This is a genomic window from Pseudoteredinibacter isoporae (assembly GCF_040372805.1).
Taxonomy (GTDB): Bacteria; Pseudomonadota; Gammaproteobacteria; order Pseudomonadales; family Cellvibrionaceae; genus Pseudoteredinibacter; species Pseudoteredinibacter isoporae_A.
In genome coordinates this window covers 734476-756486 of the sequence record NZ_BAABWJ010000001.1, presented here as the reverse complement: position 1 = coordinate 756486, position 22011 = coordinate 734476, and the positions used below count along the sequence as shown (strand labels likewise).

Sequence of the window (22011 nt, the reverse complement as noted above, 5' to 3'; positions counted from 1 at the left end):
TTACCTAAGTCGAGTTTCATGGAGTGAATGTGAGCCAGAGTATCCGTTTAGATGAACGTATCAACAGCATTGATACGATTCGTGGTGTGGCGTTGCTAGGTTTGTTGACAATGAACCTGGTGGGTATGGCAATGCCCTTTGGGGCGTATTTACAGCCCTTGGCATATCGTGCAGATGATATGTTGAATCTCCCGATTTTTTCGATCTTTTTTGTGTTTTCCGATCAGAAATTTATGGGGATGTTTTCTCTGCTGTTTGGTGCCAGTGTGATGCTGTTGATCGAGCGTTTGCAATCGAAGGGTGAACCCAGTCTGGGGGTGCACTACCGACGCAATATCATTCTGATCGTGATGGGGCTTGCTCATGGCGCGTATCTGTGGGAAGGCGATGTTTTACTGATTTATGGTTTTTGCGCATTATTTCTTTACCCATTACACCGCTGTTCGCCGTGGGTGCTTACGTTATTTGCCGTTGTTCTGTTGGCTGCTTCTGCGTACAGCGCAGGAAACTTTGCCGGGAGCATTGTTGACTACAGTGTCGATGAATTATATGAGCTTCGTCAGCTGTTTAATCCCAGTGCAGAATCCATTGCCGACGACAAACAATTATACTCCCTTAGTTATCAGGAAATTGTCGCTGCTCGATGGTCTATAGACGAGGAGATTGATGTAGCACTGATGCAGTTTGATGTCATGATGCTTATGAGCAGTTTGTATCGCGCAATGGGCATGATGTGCTTAGGTATGGCCCTATACAAATGGCGTTATTTACACGGTCAGTTGCCTATGGCCTTGTACAAATACGGTGTGTCTGCAGGGCTACTGATTGGCCTGCCTCTTGCGTTCTGGGCCTGGTTTGCCGGAGTTAATTCACATTGGTCAATCGAAGGTTATCTCGATCATTGGGGGGTTTTACCGGTGAACACCCTGGCGTCGGTGTTTTTGGTTTTGGCGTATATTTCTGGCATCGCGCTGCTGTGCCGAATTCAATGGGCGCCGTATGTTCAAAAACGTTTTCAAGCTGTGGGGCAAACAGCGTTGAGTAACTACTTGCTGCAATCTCTGATTGGCACCACGCTGATGTATGGCTATGGTCTTGGGCTATGGGGAGAATTGGCCCGCTGGCAACTGGTGATGATTATGTTGATGATCTGGGGCTTGCAGTTGTGGTTGGCACCATGGTGGTTGCGTTACTTTCGCCAAGGTCCGGTGGAATACATTTGGCGTTGTCTGACGTATTTTTCACTGCCGCCTTTGCGAAAATAAGGCGTAAACACTCACCAGAAAATATCAGGTGAGTGTTTACGGTGAGGTTAATTGATCACGACACGGTGCAAAATTCGTTCATGGCCTTCATAACCGCCGTTGGCCTTATGCAAAACAGAACGGTTATCCCACATCACCAGCATATTGGGTTCCCAGTTGTGACTGTATTGAAACGCTTCGCGGGTTTGCCAATTATAGAGGTCTTCCATTAAACGTTGCTCTTCCTCGGGAGTGGTGTCTTCAATGCCTACGATGTAGCCGAAAATTGTCCCGAAGACTCCTTCTTTCCCACTTTCTGGGTGTTTGCGAATAATCGGATGGGTCTCTACGTGATACGCCTCGTCGGAGTACAAAATTTTCATGCCACGCTTGGCGTCTTTTTCCCGCTCTCCGTAAAGCCCGTCGGGCGCGTAGGCAAGCTTGGCGGAGTGTTGGGCAATCTTTCCTTCCAGGCGTTCGCGCAAATCAGCGGGCATATCGTCCAGCACTTTGTGCAGATTAATAAAATCTGTATGGCCACCCACCGGAGGAATTTTAATGCCGTAAAGGATCGTGCCTGCAGGTGGGTCAGCACGAAAGCTCCAGTCGCTATGCCAGGCTTCGGCGAAAATCGGGGTGGTTTCATCGGCGGCACGGCGCAGTTCCGCAACATACTCGCGTCCTTCAATGGGGGGGAAGAACGGGTCGCCTGCGAAACTTCCGAAATATTGGCTGAAGCGTTCCAGGTCATCATCGCTGAGTTCTTGATTGGGGAAGGCCAGAACATGGTGTTCCAGCCAGGCAGCGCGCAGTTGATCCACCTGTTCCTGACTGAGTTCTTTGGAGAGATCGATGCCTTCGACTCGAGCACCACAAGCGCCATCGGATGGAGTGATCAACATGTTGAATTCCTGATTATGGTTGTTAGGTGGGCTCATTGTCGCGGACAATTGGCGGTTTGCCATTGACAGTGAGTGTAAAAAATTAACATTATGCGACTGAATAATTGACGTAATTTGTAAATAATACAGGTACTTCTCATGCGGCATTCCCATATTACTCATTTGTGGATCAGCGGTGTCCTGGCGGGCTTTGAACGCTTGGGGCTCGATGTGTCTGCGTTGATGGAGGCCGAATCAAGCTTGCCCGAAAATTCTGGCGCAGCTCCGAATGCCGGGACGATGGAGCTGGGTGATGCGCGACGCTTATGGCATAGAGCCGAAGCGCTCAGCGATATGTCGAGTCTGGGGGTGCAACTGGGACTGCTGCAAAACCAGCGAGCGAGCGGTGTGCTTATGCCGATTTGCTGGCACAGCCCAACGCCAATTCAAGCCCTCCGTCATATTGCGAGCTTTCAGAACTTGATCAGTGACAACGGCGTGTATCGCATACGGGAAGATGAGGCGCAGGGGCTCAACCATTGTGATTATGTTCCCAGTGCGCATGCCGTTCCTCCCAGTCAACAGCAGATCTTATCGGTGATTACTGGCACGGTATTATTGTTGCGGGCCATCAGTCCAGAGGATCCCGTTTTAGCGATTCATATCCCGGAAGGGATGGCCGAAGGTAATATTTCCGAATTGTTGAATGTCACTGTGCAGCCGCTTGGTCTCGACTTTTCCTTGCAGTTAGATCGAGCGCGAATGCATCGGCCGATTGTCGGACGAGATGAACATCTTTATGAAATTAATCTTGCTTACGCTGAAGGTATGATTCGTCATAAGCGGGAAGGCAAATCTCTACGCGAGCAGGTTAAGCAAATAATCGAGCAAGGCCCCCCTGCTCTTGTCAGCATCGAGCAAGTGGCGCGGGCTTTGGAAGTCAATAAACGTGTTTTGCAACGTACGCTGGCGGAACAAGGCAGCAGCTTTCGTCAGCTGAAAGAAAGTTTATTGAAAGAAAAGGCGTTGGCTATGTTGATCACTCAGCGAGAGGATATCGCTGATATTGCTCAGACATTGGGCTACTCGGAAGTGAGTGCCTTCCACCGAGCGTTCAAAAACTGGTTTGGCGCCAGCCCGAAGCAGTTTCGTGATATTGCTATGACTTAGCCATCGCTGACATTTTCGCTCACTCTATGGTACTGACTTGATGTTCATTCGGCGGCTGAATGAGTGGTGCGGCGGCTGGAAGGTCGAGATGCTTTCTAAAAAATGCGTCCAGGCGAGAGTAAAACTCATAGTAACTTTGTAACTGGCTAAAACCGTGGACTTCATCAGGGAGCAATAAATATTCGGCGGTCTTGCCGTACTTTTCCAATACATGGCGCATTCGGTAAAAATGTTCTTTATCGACCACTCGGTCTTTTTCGCCCTGAGCCAAAAACACCGGTACGGTTAAGCGTTGAGCCTGATAAACCGGCGAATGACGCATCAGTTCCTGCTGTTGGGCTTTGGGGTCGCCAACATAGTCTTTGCGCCAATTCAGAATGCTGTTGGAATTGTGCACGTCATTGTTGTACATCAAACTGATATCGGTAACCCCCACATAGGAGGCCGCACACTTGAATAAGTCAGGGGATCGGATGGCACTCATTAAAGCGGAATAGCCGCCGTAACTGCTGCCGTAAATGCACACTTTGTTGCCGTCAACGAGACCTTGAGCAATCACTTCGCGTACCGCGGATTCAATGTCATCCTCGATCAGCTTTCCCCACTGCTGTTTGCCGGCTTCGATAAATTCCCGCCCATAGCCTGAGGAGCCTCGAAAATTAGGGCGTAACACAGCGTAGCCGAGGCTGGCCAGGTACTGTACATGAGGGTCGTAGTCCGCAGACGATCTTACGGATATGGGCCCACCGTGTGGCATAACAATCAAAGGGGCCTTCTTTGTTTCATGATTGCTAGGCAGAGTCAGATAGCTTTCGATTTCCAAGTCATCGCTGGATTTAGAAGTAATGGCGAGTGTATCGCCCAACTGAAATTGTTTCAGCCAGGGTTGAGTGTCGGCCAGTTCCGTCAGTTGCCATTGGCGCGTGTTAAACAGGTAAAAAATACCCGGATTCTTACCGTCGCGCTTTAAGGCGATAATGATTTTATCGTTCAGGCTGTTGTCGACAACCCAGATGTTCGGTGTGTTGAGGTCGCGCTTCAAACTGTTGCTGAGGAAGTCTCCGAGCTCATTCATGTAGTGGCGTCTATGGTTGCCATCCTGCGTATAACTGGCAAACAAAATATCATCGCGACGTTTGTTCAGTTCGACAGATTCAATATCATAGCCTGGAATTTTTAACACGGTATCGACAAAGGTTTTTGTTTTAATGTCGAAACGTAACAGTTCAACAAAGTTTCGTTGAAAATTACTCAGTACCAGAATTTGCTGTTTGTCTTCTTCGAATAGAATGGGTCTGAATGTCGTACGTTTTTCGCCTTCCCATATGATGCTCCAGCGTTTGCTGTCCTGGGGGCGATACCATACTTTCTTTGCTCCGTGGCGAGGAGAAACATAGCCGATTCTGAGGGCGCCTGAAGTGTCGCTCAGCCAATGCTCGGCGGCGGGTGCCAAGCGGTTCAATTTGAAACGGTTGCGCAATTGACCGCTGATATTTCTGGCGGCGAGATTCAAATTATAGATATACGATTTTGATTCACGAAATTGTTTTACTAAAACCCGATCTTCTTTGTAAGGCAAGGTGTCAATGACAACGGCATTGTTCAGCAGAGGGCGCTGGTAGATGTTGCTCAGTTGGCGATCGATAAAGTTAATGGACAGCTGAGACAGGGATTGTCGATAATCTCGATCGACTTCGTGGAGTACCAGAGTGTCATTATCAATCCAGGAATAATGGTTGATTTTACCCTCAAGATCGTTCAGTAGAATCTGCAAGCTTTCATCTTGCAAATTCAACAGCATCAAACGCTGACCGTGATCGAGCCTTTCAATGTACGTGATCAACGACCCTTCAGGGTTGCTGTCGACCAAATAGTAAATCGAGCTACGAAAAATATCTTTCGCGTGTTGATAAGCAGCACCGTTATCGTGCTCAGCAATCGCTGTTTGTGATGCGGAAGCCAAGGAGATCGCAACAAGTAAGCATAGGCGGCTCAACCGATTTCTAAAACCTGTCATGGTTACTGAGTCCCTTGATCGAGTTTCAAAAAGTCCAGAAAAGGATCAGGGTAAGAACCGGTAAAGCTGAGTGGATAGCGCTGCAAAATTTCCGCACAGCAGTTGCGCAAGTATTCATGGGCTTGGCTGCTGCGGTTTCGATAGACGAAGTCTATTTCCTGTTCTCCGTACATTTCACTGATAAAGTGTCCGGAATAGGAAACGGTATCGGCTTTGACATCAATATAATAGTCAAAATCCAAAATGTCCCAATAGGCTGACTCGTCCTTCTTACCATCATTGTAAACCTGGCTGAAATAGTAGCGCCCGGCAGGCACCGGCATCAGACGATAGTTATTGCCAGGTTCGATGGATTGCACACTGGGGCTGGAAAAAAGTTTGGGGCCTTTCAATAGAATTTTGTTGGGTGTTGTTCCCAGGCTTTCGATGGCGAGTAATAAGTACCCATATCCTTCTTTTAAGGCCTCTGTATTCCTCTCAACACCTTGAGCCGGTACCGCCGGAACGGGCAGAACCAATAGTGCAGCAAGAGTGAGGTAGGCAATGGCTTTCATAAAACGCTTATGTGCGAGGCAACAGAACGAATTGGCAGTTTAACTGCTTATCGGGGGTTGGGCAATTTGACGATATCGTCACAATGGAGTGAGGCCTCTGCAGTCAGAGGCCTCTACCGATGACATGAGCGCTATTTCACCAGCACTTTGGCTTCGGGTAAATCCAGACTTTTGCGGAAGAAGGCGTCCAAAGCTGAATACAGCTCGACATTGGTGTTGAGATATTTCAGACCGTGTCTCTCATTACTCAAAATCAGGCTGCTTGCGGGATTGCCGTTTCTTTTCAACTCGGCCTTCATGCGATAGAAATGTTCTATATCCACAACCATGTCCTTCAATCCGTGAGCCAGGAAGACCGGTGTCTTAAACTTATCTGCTTGATAAACAGGTGATTTAAGCAACAGTTCCTGTTGGTTCGTTTCAGGATTGCCATAGTATTCTTTAATCCAGCTTAGGGTATCCTCTTTGTCAGATTCGAAGTGATTGCTGAGCATTAGATTGATATCGCTGACGCCATTAAGCGAGGCCGAACATTTGTACATGTCTGGGCGTCGAATTCCACTGATTAACGCGGAATAGCCACCGTAACTCGCACCGTAAATGCATATTTTATGTTTATCGATCAGGCCTGAGTCGATAACTGCTTGAGTGGCAGAATCGATGTCATCCTCGATCAATTTCCCCCATTGCTGTTTGGCCGCTTCTTTGAATTTCTTTCCGAAGCCTAAAGAGCCACGGAAGTTTGGGCGCAGAACGGCATACCCTAAACTGGCAAGATATTGCACCGTTGCATTGTAATTACTGCTGGCACGAACATTCACTGGTCCACCGTGAGGAATCACAATAAGAGGCGGTTTTACGGTGTCACTATCTGCGGGCAGAGTTAGGTAGCTTTCAATTTCCAGGCCATCACTGGATTTGGATTTTATGGTTTGATTTTTACCAAGTCTGAACTTGGAAAGCAAAGGCTTAGTTTCGGTGAGAACACTAAGGCGAGTTTGATTGGTTTCGAATAGATAGTAAATTCCCGGTTGCTGGCTGTTACGCTTCAGCGCGAGTACGACAGAATTATCGAGGCTCTTGTCGTGAACCCAAAAGCCAGAGGCTTTGATGGATTTGTTGAGCTGCTGTTTAATGAACGATCCCAAATCAGAGAAGTATTCTCTCTGTTCAACTCCATTCACTTGATAAGATGCATACAGAATGCCATCACGTTTTTGATTCAATTGGACAGACTCAACATCGTGATTGTCAATCTTGAACAGTGTTTCTCCGAATGTCTTATCGTGTACGTTGTACCGTATCACTTCAGTGAAATTTCTATCATGATTGCTGAGAACCAAAAGCTCTTCAGTATCTGAGTTGAAACTTAACGGAATGAAAGTGGTAGCTTGTTTTTCATTCCATATTTCAATCCAGCGGCCTTTCTCCGGTTCTTTATACCAAGCAGTGATTTTACCGTCCTTTCTGGCACTCATGACTTTCAGGTTGCCGTGCGTATCGAATATCCAGTCATCTCCGTCAGGGGCATTTTTGTTCAGTTTATGCCGGCCGCCAAGTTGGCTGCTGATGTTCTTGGCATTCAAGTCGAATGTGTAGATATCTGGTTCATCTTCGCTGTAGTAGGCAACTGCAATTTTGTTTGTCAGCGAAGGTAAGGCATCAATCAGGTAGGCGTTGTTCAGAATAAGCTTTGACTCGATGTTCTTTAGCAAGCCATTTTCATAAACAAAATCAAACTTATAGAGTGAGCGGTTGAAATCCAAGTAGCGCACAGAGGCGACTATTGTGTCTTCATCAACCCAGACATAGTTTTTGATTCGATTGTCATCGTCTACAAACACTGCTTGCATGTTGTTGCTTTTCAGATCCAGAAACATCAGTGTATCTTTAGTTTTATCGTGCTCGATAAAACTGACCCTTTGCCCGCTTGGATCAATCTTAGCCGAAGAATATTTGCTTTTTTGGAAAATTTCTCTGGCGTGCTTGGCACTGATGGGCTCCGGACTTGCTGTTTTTTTGTCTTCACTTTCGGCCTGTGCAAAACTTGCAAGGCTAAAAAGCAGGCTACCTGTTACGACAAAGATTTGCAGGACAATATTCATTATTTCTTCTCCTGCAGTTTTGTCAGGTAAGGGTCGGTCACTTTGCCGGTATATTTGAGTTTGTAGTTTTCCAAAAGACTAGAGCAGCAGTATTCCAAATATTCCAAAGCTTGGCTGCCCCGATTGCGTAAACGAAAAATGGCTTGTCGACTGGCCTGAACTTCACTGATTAAATGGCCGCCATAGCTGATGGTTCCCGGCTCAACTTTCACCGTAAAATCTATGGCCTCCAGGTCCCAATAGATCTTGTCATTGAGTAGAGCATTGTTGTATACCCGGTCAAAGGTGTATTCACCCGCTTTTACGGCAATCAAGTCGTATTGATCTCCGGGAATTAGGTCTGTCATGCTTTCCGTCGATAGAAAGCCATCACCTTTTAACATGATCTTGCTGGGAATAATGTCATGTACATAAAGGCCCAGCAGTAAATACCCTTCGCCCTCGCCTAATTTGGGGATCTCTAATTTGTCTTCGCTGAAAGCACTGAATGAAACGAGAAGCATTGCACCAAGCAGATAGTGGCGCAAGATATGGGAGGCCATAAAACATCCTTATTGTTGTTGAGTAAAGTGACTAAGAAAGGGAAGTCTCAACGTGTTCCAGACTTCCCTGTCTGGATGATGAAGTTTATACGACTAGGATGCCGTCCGCTTCAATCAAGGAATCTTTGGGCAGCTGGCTGATACCGATCGCTGCACGTGCGGGGTAAGGTTGCTCGAAGTATTGGGACATCACCTCGTTAACAACCGGAAAATTGCCGAGATCGGTCAGATAGATGTTCAGTTTAACGATCTGCTGAATGTCGCCACCCGAGGCTTTGCATACCGCCGCCAGGTTTTTAAATACCTGATGAGCCTGCGCTTCGAAATCACCTTCTACCAAAGTCATGGTTTCGGGAACCAAAGGAATTTGGCCTGACAGATAAACAGTGTTGTTGACTTTTACGGCCTGTGAGTAAGTGCCGATTGCAGAAGGTGCGTTGCTGGTTTCTACGATAGAACGATTTGGCATGGTGTTTCTCAAATAAATATAAGCGATTAATTTTTGCTACGGGTTAGTTTAATGACCGAATGCATATTACGTACCCGGCGGATGACGTTGGCCAGGTGTACACGGTTTTGTACGCCAATACACAATTCGATCACGCTGTTATGCGCATCGCGCTCATCAACATTAATGCGTTCAATATGAGCGCCCGCCTCCGCCATGCGATTGGCTAGGCTGGCAATAATGCCGCGTTGTGACTCTACTTCGACTTTGATGTCGACGAGAAATTCGCCGGTAACATTGGGTGCCCAGTTTACCAAACTGATTTTCTCTGGGGAGTGACGCAGTTCGGCAATATTATTGCAGTCCTCTACATGGACCACCAAGCCTTTTCCTGCGCTGAGGTGTCCGATAATCGGGTCACCCGGAATAGGTCGACAGCAGCGGGCAAAGCTGATCAGCATGCCTTCATCGCTGTCAATCATCAGGGGCGAGTGAATGTGCGTGGCTTTCGAATCTTCCTGATCCTGTTGTAGAAGGTTGGCCACCGCGTTCGCCAGACGATTGCCGAGGCCAATGTCTTCCAGCAAGGCTTCCATATTATTCATATGGGTCTCATCCAGCAGGTGCTGGATCTGCTGTTCACTGAGCTCGTCGAGGCGCATATTGATATTGCCAAGGGCACGTCCAAGCAGACGTTCGCCGAGTTCTATCGATTCGTGATGACGTTGGTTTTTCAGGAAGTGGCGGATGGAGCTGCGAGCCTTACCGGAGGTGGTGAAGTTCAGCCAGGCAGGGTTGGGCTGAGCGCCCGCCGCGGTAATAATTTTCACTTTTTCGCCGCTCTGCAAGGGTTGTGACAGGGGCGCCAAACGGTCATTGATTCGACAGGCCACACAGCGGTGCCCCACTCCAGTGTGTACGGCGTAGGCGAAATCTACGGCGGTGGCACCGGAAGGCAGGCTGATAATTTTGCCTTTGGGCGTAAAGACGTATACCTCATCGGGGAAGAGGTCAATCTTAACGTTTTCGATAAACTCCAGAGAGTTACCGGCCTGTTTTTGAATTTCCAGCAAGCCTTGCACCCATTGGCGTGCTCGCGCCTGGTTACTGACGGGGCTGTCTTCGTCCGCTTTGTATAACCAGTGAGCGGCAATACCGGTGTTGGCCAGCTCGTCCATTTCCTTAGTGCGAATTTGAACCTCAATGGGGACACCGTGCATGCCGACCAAAACGGTATGCAGGGACTGATAACCGTTGGCTTTGGGAATGGCGATATAGTCTTTGAATTCGCTGATGACAGGCTTGTAGAGATTGTGCATTACGCCGAGAACGCGGTAGCAGGTGTCGACGTCTTCAACAATGATGCGGAAGGCGTAGACATCCATGATTTCGCGGAAGGATTTCTTTTTTGCTCGCATCTTCTGGTAGATACTGTACAGATGCTTTTCCCTGCCCAGTACCAACGAGGCGATGTCTTCCGTTTCCAGGCGGGCTTCAATGGCGCTTTGAATATTTTCGACCAGCTCTTTGCGATTGCCTCGCGCTTCCTGCAAAGCGGCTTGCAGGCGTCGCGCTCGCAGTGGGTACATGGCAGAAAAACCACGGTTCTCGAATTCGATACGCATATCGTTCATACCGAGGCGGTGAGCAATAGGGGCGTAGATATCGAGGGTTTCGGTGGCGATACGTCGCATCTTTTCCGATGCCAGAGCGCCCAGCGTTCGCATATTATGAAGACGGTCGGCCAGCTTTACCAAGATGACACGAATGTCATTGGCCATTGCAAGGGCCATTTTCTGAAAGTTTTCGGCCTGTTTTTCTTCGCGTGAACCAAACTCAATCTGGGTCAGCTTGCTCACGCCGTCGACGAGTTCGGCAACGGTATCGCCGAATTGATTGGCCAGCGCTTTTTTAGGAATGCCAGTGTCTTCAATCACGTCGTGTAGCATGGCGGCCATCAAGCTTTGATGGTCCATGTGCATGGAGCTCAAAATGCCTGCAACGGCCAGGGGGTGAGTTACGTAGGGCTCACCGCTACGTCGGGTTTGGCCATCATGGGCCTGCTCGGCGTAATAGTAGGCGCGCCGCACCAGGTTGATTTGCTCGGAATCAAGATAAGATGAGAGTCGGTTGCTGAGGGACTCAATGGTTTGCAATGTAGGCTCCAGTAACTCAAGAACCCCGTTGATAAATCACATCACACGGCGGCCAGAAAACAAAAAAGCTAGGGCGTTAGCTCTTGCTAACGTACCTAGCTTTTAAAGTAACACATTCCGTGGCTATTGGCAGCCGGGTGGCTGAGCCATTCGTAGTGTGATTACAGCTCGATGCCGGGCTCTTGCTGAGGCATGATGGGCATTTCGTCCTGCTCGTCTTCTTCAACATCGAACATGGTCGGATCGATCAGGCCTTCTTCGATTTCGCGCAGAGCGAGAACGGTAGGCTTATCGTTTTCTTCCGGAACCATAGGCTCTTTGCCCTGGACAGCAATCTGGCGGGCGCGTTTGCTGCCTACAATTACCAGTTCAAAACGGTTATCAACGTGGTTGAGGCAATCTTCAACGGTGATACGGGCCATCAGTATTTCCTTCAATATGCCTGCCATGGGGCAGGTCTTTGGCAAATGTCTTCTGTCGCTGAGTTATAGCCCGAAAGAAGCGCTTTTGCAAAAGCTCGGGACTAATTTATCGCGACAGATATAAAAAAGGGGGCGCTAGTGTACGCATTTTGACCAGCTCAGGCAAGCATTGGTCGTGTATGGGCGCCTATTTCAGCAGTTCCTGCAGGAGAGTTTTATGGCGCTGTTGTTGCTTGCCTTGTTGTAAGCGTTGGCCGCGCAGGATAGCCTCAAAATCGATCAATGCTTCCTCAAAATCATCATTGATCACGATAAAATCCGCTTCCACATAGTGGCTCATTTCACTGACCGCTTCCGCCATGCGCCCGTCGATAATGCTGTCATCGTCCTGGCCACGACCGGTCAGGCGTTGGCGAAGGGCCGATTGGCTCGGAGGGAGGATAAATACCCCAAGTGTTTCTGGCATCAAGCGTTTCACCTGTTGAGCACCCTGCCAGTCGATTTCCAGAATCACATCGCCTCCTCTGGCCAGGGTTTCTTCCACCCAGGCTTGAGAGGTGCCGTACCAGTTGCCGAATACCTCGGCATGCTCCAGAAAGGCGCTATTGCCCAGCATCTCTTGAAATCTCTCCTGGGAGACAAAGTGATAGTTCACGCCATCTTCCTCCCCTGGGCGCATGGCTCGGGTGGTGTGGGAGATGGAAACCTGAACATCACTCAGGTTGTCGATCAAAGCTTTGACCAGGCTGGTTTTGCCGGCGCCAGAGGGCGCAGATACCGTATAGAGAGTACCGCTGTTACTCATGTAAAATCTCGTTATTAAGCGTGGGTAAGGTTTTCGTCACGTATGATGCGTATTTTAACCTAAGCCCTGCGGCCTTGCTCGTTGAGTTTATTGTGCCAAGGCATGTCGAAAGCAAAAAAATGAGGGAAACCGATGAAATGGCGAAATAGCCGTCGCAGCAGCAATGTCGATGACCAACGTAGCAGTTCTCCTGCCCGCTTTGGTGGTGGTAGAGGCGGTCTTGCGAATTTCCTGCCTATTATTCGCATGCTGATTGGGACCAAAGTGGGGCGTATTGTTCTGGTGGTCGGCGCCATCGCCTATTTTCTGGGCTTTAATCCAATGAACCTTCTGCAGCCCGGCCAGCAAGGCATTAGTCAGGCCAACGTGCAGAACAGTCAGGAAGATAATCAGCGTGCGGATTTTGTGACCGCAGTGCTGGGGCAAACCGAGGATGTGTGGCGCAGTGTCTTTAAGCAGAGTTTTGGTAAGGCTTACCCGGAACCGCGCTTGGTGTTGTTCCGCAATGGTGTTCGCAGTGCCTGTGGGCAAGCGTCGTCCGCGATGGGGCCCTTTTACTGCCCAGGTGACAATAAAGTGTATCTGGACCTCGGATTTTTTGATGAGCTGGCTCGCCGGCATGGGGCGCCGGGTGATTTTGCCCAAGCTTATGTGATCGCCCATGAAGTTGGGCACCATCTGCAAAATGTTTTTGGTGTGTTGGATAAAACTCATCAAGCTAAACGCCGATTAAGCAAAACCGAGGGCAATGCTCTGCAGGTTCGAGTTGAGTTGCAGGCCGATTGCTATGCTGGTGTTTGGGCTCACCATGCGCAGAAACAGCAGAAGATTTTAGAAGCTGGTGATGTGGAAGAAGCTTTGCAGGCAGCCAGTGCTATTGGTGATGATACCTTGCAAAAGCAGGCACAGGGTTATGTGGTGCCAGATGCCTTTACCCACGGTTCGGCTGAGCAGCGAATTCGCTGGTTTTCGACAGGTTTGGAAAAAGGCAGCTTACAGGCTTGCGACACATTTAAAGCCGCAAGCCTGTAAGGATGACACTGGTTTACAGATGGGACTCGGCGTATTCGGCCAGGATTGAGCGTGGTACGCCTTGCAGTTGAATATTCCCGCCCTGCTGGAAGCCCTTGAAGCGTTCGCTTAAATAGGTCAGGCCTGAACTGGTGGCGTTCAGGTAAGGCGTATCAATTTGCGCCAGGTTACCCAGACAAATAACTTTAGAACCCGAGCCGGCACGGGTAATGATGGTTTTAATTTGGTGAGGTGTCAGGTTTTGGCACTCATCAATTAAAATCAAGCTATGTTGAAAACTCCGTCCCCGAATGTAATTCAATGATTTAAAGTGCAAAGGCACTTTGTTCAGCACGTAATCCACACTGCCAGAACAGTCTTCGTCATCACAATGCAAGGCCTCCAGGTTATCGGTAATGGCGCCAAGCCAGGGCTCCATTTTTTCCGCCTCCGTGCCTGGTAAGAAACCAATATCTTCGTCAAGCCCTTGTGTAGAACGCGTAGCGATAATTCGGCGATACAGTTTATTGGCCACGGTCATTTCGATAGCCGCGGCAAGCGCCAGAATGGTCTTGCCCGAACCGGCTGACCCGGTGAGGTTGACGATGTGCACATCGGGATCAAGAAGAAGGTTCAAGGCGCAGGCCTGATAAATGTCTCTGGGTTTCAGGCCCCAAGCTTCGGTTTCCAACAGTTGGTGATGGTCGAGGTGCAGTAATGAGACCTCTTGATCGTTGACTTCCAGAACCCGACCGACGAAGGCCTGCTCATCTAAAATAAATTGATTGGGTGTGCACTCCGATAAAATGCTGCAACGCTCCAGGCGATGCACGGTTCTGCCCATTTCCTGCCGGGTGTCCACCTGATTAATTTTTTCCCAGAAGCTACCCGGAAACTCAAGAAAGCCTTTATTGAGTTTTTCAATGTCAGTGACGAGCTGATCGTTATGGTAATCCTCAGCTTCGATTCCGCACCCCTTGGCTTTCAGACGCATATTGATGTCTTTGCTGATGAGAACAATATGCTCCTCGGGGTTTTGGCGTTGTAAAAAGTAAATGTCGTTAAGAATTTTATTGTCGTTCAAGTGAGTGGGTAAGGTGCTCACTCCGTCGGGGTTTTCGCGCATGATGATAGACAGGCTGCCCAAAGCCTGGCTTTTGTCTCCGCGTTTTATGGGAACGCCTGCCTCGATGTCGTCGAGATTGGCGCGACCTAAAATTTTGTCGAGTTCTCTGATGGCTTGTCGGCAATCGGCGGCGACCGCATTGCGACCACTTTTCAGGGAGTCCAGCTCCTCCAGCACAGTCATTGGAATGGAAATTTTGTGTTCTTCAAAGTTCAGAAGAGCGGTTGGGTCGTGAATCAATACATTGGTATCGAGTACATAGCGAGTGCGTTTATTGTGTGTATTCCTAACGGACAACAGCGATTCACCCATATGCGATCCCTTTGGTTGTTGAGTTGGCATTGGAAGCTGAATCGGTCGGCTGTCATAGCGTGTTCGAATAGCCCCCTGACGTTCTTATAGCAGTATTAAAGGGTGAAAACTAGGGCAGTCATATGACGTTTTTGTCATATATAAAGGAATGAGGGCTGGACTTTTTACGGCAGGGTGAACTCACCATGCTTTCAGTTTTTTCCGTTTTTAGCAAGAAAAAAATACACAGAATAAAAACTAAAAAAGTTTCTTAAAAACACCCTATAAATCATTGGCTTATGACATCGTTCATGGCATGGTTTTTGAATTTTTAACAATTGCTGAGAGATTGTCGATGATTTACCGAGACGGAACGTTCACTGAGTGATGCTGAAAATTTTATTCAATAGATGGACGGTGGTCACACCTATTGAATAGAAAAGAGAAATGACGTCGATCTGTAACCTTAAGCGCTTATTGCCTGGGGATTTTCCTGGCGAAGCTTGTACATGGCTTCTTCGGTAACATCGTACACAATGACGCAGATATGATTGACCTCACCCGTAGTGGAAACCAGGGGAATAATCGTTGTGTTCTGATACATATGAGGGGCGGTACAAGTGATGGGGCGATAGGTTTTGAACTTGAACAAATAAGGACGCTGTTCCCAACTGCTGAACGCACTGCTCTGTAATAGGAATACTGATTCGGCTTTACTTCTAAAGCGTGCCTTATCAATTTCCGGAAAGAGTTCAAAGAGGTTTTTATCTTTTGTGGAATTGGGGTGGTGGCCGCTGTGGTTTTCCATAAAACCATTCCACAATTGAATGTTGTATTCCCGGTCCAGCACAGCCAATCCGACATCGACATTTTGCAGGATGTCGATGTACCAATAAAATTCTTTCAACTGATCATCTTGTTCGATCATAGCGATTAATCATCCAGTAAATAAGAAGCGTGATGAGCCAGGTGCGGGATGCTGTCTTCGGTGAAGAACAGCAACAGATCACATTTAATGGGGTAGTCTTCGATGGCGTAACTCAGCTCAATGGCGAGGGTGCGGCTCCAGGCCTGGTTTTTGGTTTGCAGTAACTGAGTGACATCGCAATGTTGTCCTAATACAACCGGTGCGCCTCGACTGAAATGTAAATCCAATTGCTCGGCCAGACCTTTCAAATAGGCACCAACCAGAATATTGGAAATGTCCATTAAGACTTCCAGTTCTGCACTGTCATCAAGTTGGCCTTTGTAGTTTAACAGGGCTGCCATGTCGCCGAAGCTGGAATCGTTCAGGATTAACAAGGCTTCGCCGCTGATGCCTGAGCCGATAAACCCCTGGCACACGCCCGATGTTTCATCAAAATCTTCAACGGAAGCGAAGGCCATGCACAATTCACTGACTTCAATCAGATTGACGTTAGGGATAGGCAGTTCGACAAAGACTTTCAGCAGACGTGCCAGCATATCGCCGGCCTGACCCATCGCAACATTGGACAATTCCTGCAAACAATCACGCAGTTGAGGGTCCAGCTCAGTGATGGTGGTGTCTTCAGTGACTGCTTGCCGTGGGGCAGCAGTCACTTCGGACTTAGGTTCAGCCGCCTTAGCGGGTTCGTCTGCTTCAGTGTTGGCAGCTTTCATCAATTCGGCATCGATGATGCCATAGTCCAACAGCATGCCCGTGAGTTTTTCTTTATCGACAGGCTTTTTAATGAAATCGATGGCGCCCAATTGTTTAACCCGGCTTCGCGCTTCAGGTTGTATATCACCGGAAATAACTACGACCATGGTTTCCAAATCCTGGGCGCGAATCGCTTCGAGTACCTCGTAGCCATCCATTACAGGCATGTTGAGGTCTAACAGCAAGAGTTCAGCCTTGCCTTCTTTTATCGCCTCGACGCCTTCCTCTCCATTGGTGGCGAAGCTGATATCAACTGGCCAGCCATCGGGTAGAGAACGAGCGCATTGCTTGCGCGCCATGTTCGAGTCATCACAAATGAGTACGGGAGTTGCCATGATTTGCTCTTATCGTTAATCACTACTCATTAAATGTAGCAGAGAATTTCTGACTTTCTTGGGGATCTCGGCCCTGTGTATTTTGAGCGGGGATACTGAGGCTTTTTGCGCCATATTTGCACGCTAAATAATCAAGTTGTGCGTTTTATTTCCTTAAATTCGTTAGCGCTATTCATTTAGGGTTCAAGTTGAACCCGCATAATATTTGGTTCTTAAGTACTAGGTGGCAGTGAGCACTTTAATCAGTCTTACTAGCCTTAAGTTTGGGAGCTAGGGATTACCCACAGGGAAGAATCATGAACAAACAGAAAGTTGTTTTTGTCGGGCCGTCCGGTGCGGGAAAAACCACAGCAATTCAAACAGTTAGCCGATCCAGAGCAGGCTTTAGTGAACATCAGCAAAACGGCCAGGAGCTACAGCATAATATGCTGTTTGGGCAGTCCGTCGACTATGAACTGATCAATCTGCGAGATGGCCAAACTCTGCAACTTTTGGGCACTCAAGGGAGCCAGAACAGCGAAACCATCCAGGTGTTATTGCACCGTGGGGTTGCGGCCGTCGTGATTCTGATCAGCAATGCCGTTTCTAACCCATTGGCTAAGCTTCGGGAGCAGCTTCTGCAAATTGGGGAGCTGGCTAAGACGACCCGCATTGTTGTAGGCGTCAGCCATATGGACGTTAAGCCCGACCCAGGTGCTACGGTGTTTAGCTGCGAGCTGCACAAGTTTGAAGTTTTTGAATGTCTGGAGCACAACATCCCTTTATTGGTTGTTGATCCCAGAGACCCACAGGATATGGGGCTGCTGCTCGAAACCGCCTTATACATTCGAAAAGACGATGCAGAGCTGGAGCTGGCGTAACGTCAGCTCCAGTGCGTATTCCCCCGCGCTTTGTGCAAGGCGCTATTGGACCCCTTCCATAAAATCCAACATGGCTTGATGACGCACGGTTTTGCGGTGCTTGGCCCACAGCTCCTGAATTTTATCGGTATTGCAGACTTTGCGATCCACCAGAACCCGGGTTTGCAATTCCCCAACGGCTTGAGTGGCCGGACATTTACTGAAAATAGTCTGATGACTGATAAGGTCCATAAAGGGGCCGGACTTGCTGGTGGGCATAATGAATAACAATTGAAGGCCTAAGGATTCGGTCAGGTAATGGATCACTTGGCGCGAGCGGGTTTCATCCATTTTGGAGAAGGCCTCATCCACCAGCACCATGCGACAATGGGTATTGCCTTCGTTGAAACGGAAAGCCGAGGTGACGGCCGCCGCGCGAATAATGTAGGCCGGGGTTTCCAGCTGACCACCGGAGCCGGTACCGTAGGTGCTGAGGGCAATGGCTTCTTTATTGAGCGGCTCTTTGTAGATCTCATAACTGCGGTAGTTGCGGTAATCACTGATACGGTTGAGTTCTCGCAGTGCGGTCTGCTCGTCCTTGTCCAATAGCATGGCCAACAATTTATCGCGTACCTGCTGAGACTTTTTACTGAGCTCGGCATCAAATAACGAGTTGCCGTCACCAAGATCCGGTGTGTCGATGACCTCTTTGAAGAACTTCTGGTATTCGCGAAATTCCGGTATCCAGTTGAAGCCGAAAAAGAAACGCTCGCGATCATCACCAAAGCGATGGTGCTCCAGTTCCTGGTTCAGTAGTTCCAATTGTTCCTTGCCGTCGCCAATCGCTTGATAGATAGAATGGCAAAGATTACTGACGAAGGCCGTATTAAAGCTGTCTTTCAACGCCAGCAAATTTTCATGTTTGCCAACCAATACATTGTTTTTCAGTGAGTGGTAAATCGATTCAATGTTTTGTTGGGCGTGCTGTACCTGTTGGTACATGGCGATACTGTCGCGGCGATCGCTGTTCGCCAAGTACGGAATCACACAATGGCTGTTACAGAGTTGATTGTGTTGAGCAAGCTGTTGGTCGAGTCGGCGCTCCACTTGCTCAAGTTGGCCTCGCAAATCATGACACTGGGGCAATAAACTGTCACCGGCCTGCCCGGCCAGAACTTCAGCGTTGCTTAGAGCTTCCTGACTGTCGAAGTGTCGGCTGTGTTTGGCAATATCATCAACGGCGGCTTCACCCTGTTCCAGCTGCATTTGCAGGGCGTCCTGTTCGTCTGCCAGTTTATCAATCGCCAATTCCAGTTGTTGGGCTTTGGTTTGGTATCCGCCCTGAGCCTGGTGTTGGTGATTAATCTCTTTCTCGATATCGCTGTGATCGCGCTTGAGCTGCTGCAGTTGTGCTTCAAGATCATCGAACTCACTCAAGTCGAGATTATTCATGGCCTGCTCGGCTTGTTCGAGCTTGCGATAGCAATCGAGCAGCTCGTGAACAATCATGGCCGACTGAGGTGCGGTGATATTGTCGCAGGCATCCAGACAGTTGGCGACTTCGCGGTAGGCGCTTTCCAGATGTTGGCTTTGCTGAAGCAGTTCGTCAAGTTGTTCGCGCTTGGCGAGCAACGCTCGATCACGAGCGCCTTGGCCGAACAATAAATCGCTGGCATCGATGTCACAACGGAACATGGCGTAGTTACCTGCACCCACGCCGCTGGCGCAGAGGCCGCGATGCAAGCCGCGTAACTCCTCTTCACTTGCTGCGCGTACGACGCTGCCATAGGAAGCGCGCACGTAGTATTCGGCGGTTTTATGGCTGAACTCCATCAATTCCAGAATGGAGCCTTGAGGTAATTTCACGCGATGGGCATCGCGTGCGGCTTTCTGCCCTTGAATAACCCGGGCTTTATTTTTGCGACCACTGATGGCGCGCACAATGGCGATGGCCTGGGCTTCAAACTCGGGTTCGACAATGATGCCAAAACGAGCCCCGCCAATGTAGCCTTCAATGGCCATTTGCCATTGTGGATCTCTGACCTCAATGAAGTCACACAAGACACTGGGCTTGGCGGCTGGGCATTCCTGTTCGATGGCCTGCAAAGCGTGTTGCACATAAGCCGGATAACTGATTTTACTTTGGCCCAGGCGCTGAATCTCCAACTCACGATTTTCGATCTTTTGACGGTTTTTGTCTTGTCGCTCGCGGCGTTTCTGGCTCAGGCTGAACAGTTGATCCCGTAAGCTGTTCTGATGTTCAGTGGCCTGATGAATAAGGGCCTGTAAATGCTGGTGGCTGCTGTCGCGTTTGACCAGATCTTCCAGTTTTTTCTCCAGATCACCGCTGCCCAGAAAGTCGATGGTCATCAGCTTCTGCGCATCGATGCCCGTATCATCTCCCAGGCCAACCACCTGCTTCAGGGCCTTTTGTATAGGGCTTTGGGTCAGTGCAGGGCATTCGAGTTCAAGGGAGCTTTGTTGTATCGACCGTTGCAAATTTTGGGCTTGGCGGAAATTTTCACTGAAGCTGTGAAGTTGCTGTAATAACTGTGGTGCCTGTTTCGTGAGTTGTTGTTGGGCGAGATCGGCTTGATGCTGAAGTTCATCTTTGTCTTTGAGGGCGGCAATGCCTTTGCGTTTCGCGGTAAGCTCGGTGATCTGATCAAATAGGATCGATTTTTTGCGTTCAGCCAATTCAATGCTGTGTAAGCCGTCTTGAATCGCCAGCTGATTGCTCTGCTGTTGTTCTTTTTTAGCGAGATAACTTTTCTGCAGGCTGCGCTGACGGCGGTAAAGTTCGGCGTACTCCATGATTCGAATCTGCTGCCAGATATCGATAAACTCATTGGCATTGCCGTTGGCTTGTTCCAAGCGTTCTATGGATTCGTTGAGGGAACGGGTTTCCTGTTCCATGCCGTGAATGGTTTTCATCAGCTCGGAGACCTGGCGAATGTCTTCACTGAGATCCTTGGGCTCCAGAACTTCCCGGGCAACAAAATCGTTAATGCTTTTAACGGGCTTATACGCCATAAAGTTTGAAAAGGTTTTTGCGGCGTGCTTGGCTTCTCTGTCTGAGACCGCGGCAGGCTGTCCACGCAGGGCGCCATATAAGCGTCGTAAATAGGCGCTCTTCTTGTCGTAGACTTCGATGGCCTCCTGGCCAAATTCGATGCGCAAGTTTTTACCCAGGTTGGCCATAGGGAGGATGTACTTACCACCCTTGTCCTCTTTAACAAAACTGCCGAGAGTGATCGCCCCAATGGGAACCTGATCACCGGGTAAAATGAAGAACAGCAGTTCGTCCTGGCGAGCCTGGCGTTGTTTACCGGCCGTTTCTAAACTGGCTTGCACGGCCATAATCGCCCAAAAGGCCTGACCGCTTTCTCCTTGGGTGGGGTGAAACTGAGCGGCTATGTACCCCTGACATTTGCCTGGACGAGCGTAGCTGCCATCGTCACAGCCGAGAATATAGGAAGCGAGGGTACGTACCTGTTTACCACCGCGACCGCGTTGACTGGTTTCATCTTGACCCGGATTGTAGTTAAACAGATTTTCATGGGCGGCCGTCATTAATGTTTGAAGGGCATCGGCGGCGGTTGTCTTACCCGAGCCGTTACCGCCAGAAAACAAATTCACGGGGCCGAAGTCAAACTCGATGGGGGGAATATTGCCCCAGTTTACCAAAATGGCTTTCTTACAAAACATCAGGCTTGCCCCCCATCGCTATGAACGAGCTGATTGTCTGTGGCCAGTTCGGGGTCAAGCTGCGCGAGCACCTCATGGTTGACGAGGCTGCTGATGCCAGGTTGGATACTGATCCAGTTTTCAGCTTCTTCGGTACTGCTGTCGGTATTGAAACGAATGATTCGGAGTTGGCGTAAGTTGCGAAACAGTTGCTTTCTTTCCTGTAAGCCATCGGGCAGCTTGCGCTTCAACAGATTGTTCAGGCTAATAGCAATCTCTTCCATCGAAATTAATACGCAGCCTTTGTCATCCACCAAACCTTCACGCAGGGATTTTTCGTATTCCACCCGCAACACGAGAATCAACGCCATTTCCATCTGATTGGGGCGATGACGAAAACCCTGGTTAAAAGGGCTGTGCTCCTCGTCCTGCAGATTTGGAGCGCTTGCTCCGGGAGGGTAGAGGCGAACAGAACAAAACTGCTCATCGTGTTCGATGCGCACACCGATAACAGAAAGGTAGTCGTCGACCAGATCCTGACACTGCAGGTAGCGATCATAGAGACTGGCTTCGACCTGACTTTCATCGCGATTGATGATGCCGTAATCGAGCAAGCGGATCATCAGCTCGGAAAAGTCTTCGGGACGTATGGCCTGTTCTTTTAAGGCCTGTTGTAGCATTTGGTTGAACATAAATT

Annotated in this window: 18 protein-coding genes; 4 read left to right on the top strand and 14 right to left on the bottom strand. The window is 49.0% G+C overall.

Translation table 11 applies throughout. The annotated features are described in order from the left end of the window. Window positions 1–29: 29 nt before the first annotated feature. Complete coding sequence (locus tag ABWW03_RS03455; protein ID WP_353406381.1) at window positions 30–1265, top strand: DUF418 domain-containing protein; 1236 nt, start codon at window positions 30–32, stop codon at window positions 1263–1265. Window positions 1266–1312: 47 nt separating this feature from the next. Here ABWW03_RS03455 and ABWW03_RS03450 read toward each other — a convergent pair whose 3' ends face one another. Next, window positions 1313–2146 carry a TauD/TfdA dioxygenase family protein gene (locus tag ABWW03_RS03450; RefSeq protein ID WP_353406380.1) on the bottom strand — a complete coding sequence of 278 codons (834 nt, stop codon included), beginning with the start codon at window positions 2144–2146 and terminating at the stop codon, window positions 1313–1315. 138 nt (window positions 2147–2284) lie between these two features. Between ABWW03_RS03450 and ABWW03_RS03445 the strand changes: the two genes are divergently transcribed. Continuing rightward, window positions 2285–3295, top strand: coding sequence for a helix-turn-helix transcriptional regulator (locus ABWW03_RS03445; RefSeq protein ID WP_353406379.1), 1011 nt, complete (start codon window positions 2285–2287; stop codon window positions 3293–3295). A gap of 19 nt (window positions 3296–3314) precedes the next feature. Here the strand turns inward: ABWW03_RS03445 and ABWW03_RS03440 are convergent, their stop codons facing one another. From ABWW03_RS03440 to gmk, 8 genes are all read right to left on the bottom strand, one after another. Next, window positions 3315–5312 (bottom strand): alpha/beta hydrolase family protein, encoded by a 1998-nt coding sequence (locus ABWW03_RS03440; RefSeq protein WP_353406378.1) that lies wholly within the window; start codon window positions 5310–5312, stop codon window positions 3315–3317. A gap of 2 nt (window positions 5313–5314) precedes the next feature. Then, window positions 5315–5866, bottom strand: a complete 552-nt coding sequence (locus tag ABWW03_RS03435) for a hypothetical protein (RefSeq protein WP_353406377.1) — start codon at window positions 5864–5866, stop codon at window positions 5315–5317. A 131-nt stretch (window positions 5867–5997) separates the two neighbouring features. After that, window positions 5998–7971 carry an alpha/beta hydrolase family protein gene (locus ABWW03_RS03430; protein WP_353406375.1) on the bottom strand — a complete coding sequence of 658 codons (1974 nt, stop codon included), beginning with the start codon at window positions 7969–7971 and terminating at the stop codon, window positions 5998–6000. Next, window positions 7971–8513: a hypothetical protein gene (locus ABWW03_RS03425; RefSeq protein ID WP_353406373.1), complete on the bottom strand. Its 543-nt coding sequence runs from the start codon at window positions 8511–8513 to the stop codon at window positions 7971–7973. The genes ABWW03_RS03430 and ABWW03_RS03425 overlap by 1 nt, the downstream gene beginning before the upstream one ends. Before the next feature lie 85 nt (window positions 8514–8598). Continuing rightward, the gene (locus ABWW03_RS03420) at window positions 8599–8982 is read right to left on the bottom strand and encodes a RidA family protein (RefSeq protein WP_353406372.1); all 384 of its coding nucleotides are present in this window, start codon (window positions 8980–8982) and stop codon (window positions 8599–8601) included. A gap of 26 nt (window positions 8983–9008) precedes the next feature. Next, window positions 9009–11117: a bifunctional GTP diphosphokinase/guanosine-3',5'-bis pyrophosphate 3'-pyrophosphohydrolase gene (gene spoT / locus ABWW03_RS03415; RefSeq protein WP_353406371.1), complete on the bottom strand. Its 2109-nt coding sequence runs from the start codon at window positions 11115–11117 to the stop codon at window positions 9009–9011. Window positions 11118–11278: 161 nt separating this feature from the next. Continuing rightward, the gene (gene rpoZ, locus ABWW03_RS03410; RefSeq protein ID WP_353406370.1) at window positions 11279–11539 is read right to left on the bottom strand and encodes a DNA-directed RNA polymerase subunit omega; all 261 of its coding nucleotides are present in this window, start codon (window positions 11537–11539) and stop codon (window positions 11279–11281) included. A gap of 187 nt (window positions 11540–11726) precedes the next feature. Further along, window positions 11727–12344, bottom strand: coding sequence for a guanylate kinase (gene gmk, locus ABWW03_RS03405; protein WP_353406369.1), 618 nt, complete (start codon window positions 12342–12344; stop codon window positions 11727–11729). 132 nt (window positions 12345–12476) lie between these two features. On the opposite strand from gmk, the gene ypfJ reads away from it, so the two are divergent. Continuing rightward, window positions 12477–13376 carry a KPN_02809 family neutral zinc metallopeptidase gene (gene ypfJ / locus ABWW03_RS03400; protein WP_353406368.1) on the top strand — a complete coding sequence of 300 codons (900 nt, stop codon included), beginning with the start codon at window positions 12477–12479 and terminating at the stop codon, window positions 13374–13376. A 13-nt stretch (window positions 13377–13389) separates the two neighbouring features. Here ypfJ and ABWW03_RS03395 read toward each other — a convergent pair whose 3' ends face one another. The 3 genes from ABWW03_RS03395 to ABWW03_RS03385 all read right to left on the bottom strand — a co-directional run bounded on the left by ABWW03_RS03395 (window position 13390) and on the right by ABWW03_RS03385 (window position 16788). Beyond that, window positions 13390–14793, bottom strand: a complete 1404-nt coding sequence (locus ABWW03_RS03395) for a PhoH family protein (protein ID WP_353406366.1) — start codon at window positions 14791–14793, stop codon at window positions 13390–13392. A 445-nt stretch (window positions 14794–15238) separates the two neighbouring features. After that, window positions 15239–15700 carry a PAS domain-containing protein gene (locus ABWW03_RS03390; RefSeq protein ID WP_353406364.1) on the bottom strand — a complete coding sequence of 154 codons (462 nt, stop codon included), beginning with the start codon at window positions 15698–15700 and terminating at the stop codon, window positions 15239–15241. Window positions 15701–15705: 5 nt separating this feature from the next. Then, entirely contained in the window at window positions 15706–16788 is a 1083-nt protein-coding gene (locus ABWW03_RS03385; RefSeq protein WP_353406362.1) for a response regulator, read from the bottom strand. A gap of 296 nt (window positions 16789–17084) precedes the next feature. On the opposite strand from ABWW03_RS03385, the gene ABWW03_RS03380 reads away from it, so the two are divergent. After that, window positions 17085–17648, top strand: coding sequence for a hypothetical protein (locus ABWW03_RS03380; protein ID WP_353406360.1), 564 nt, complete (start codon window positions 17085–17087; stop codon window positions 17646–17648). Window positions 17649–17690: 42 nt separating this feature from the next. On the opposite strand, the gene ABWW03_RS03375 is transcribed toward ABWW03_RS03380, so the two are convergent. Together ABWW03_RS03375 and ABWW03_RS03370 are read right to left on the bottom strand one after the other, a co-directional pair. Continuing rightward, window positions 17691–21335, bottom strand: a complete 3645-nt coding sequence (locus tag ABWW03_RS03375) for an ATP-binding protein (protein ID WP_353406359.1) — start codon at window positions 21333–21335, stop codon at window positions 17691–17693. After that, on the bottom strand, window positions 21335–22006 hold the full coding sequence (locus tag ABWW03_RS03370) for a DUF4194 domain-containing protein (RefSeq protein ID WP_353406358.1): 672 nt from the start codon (window positions 22004–22006) through the stop codon (window positions 21335–21337). The genes ABWW03_RS03375 and ABWW03_RS03370 overlap by 1 nt, the downstream gene beginning before the upstream one ends. Between the last annotated feature and the right edge of the window lie 5 nt (window positions 22007–22011).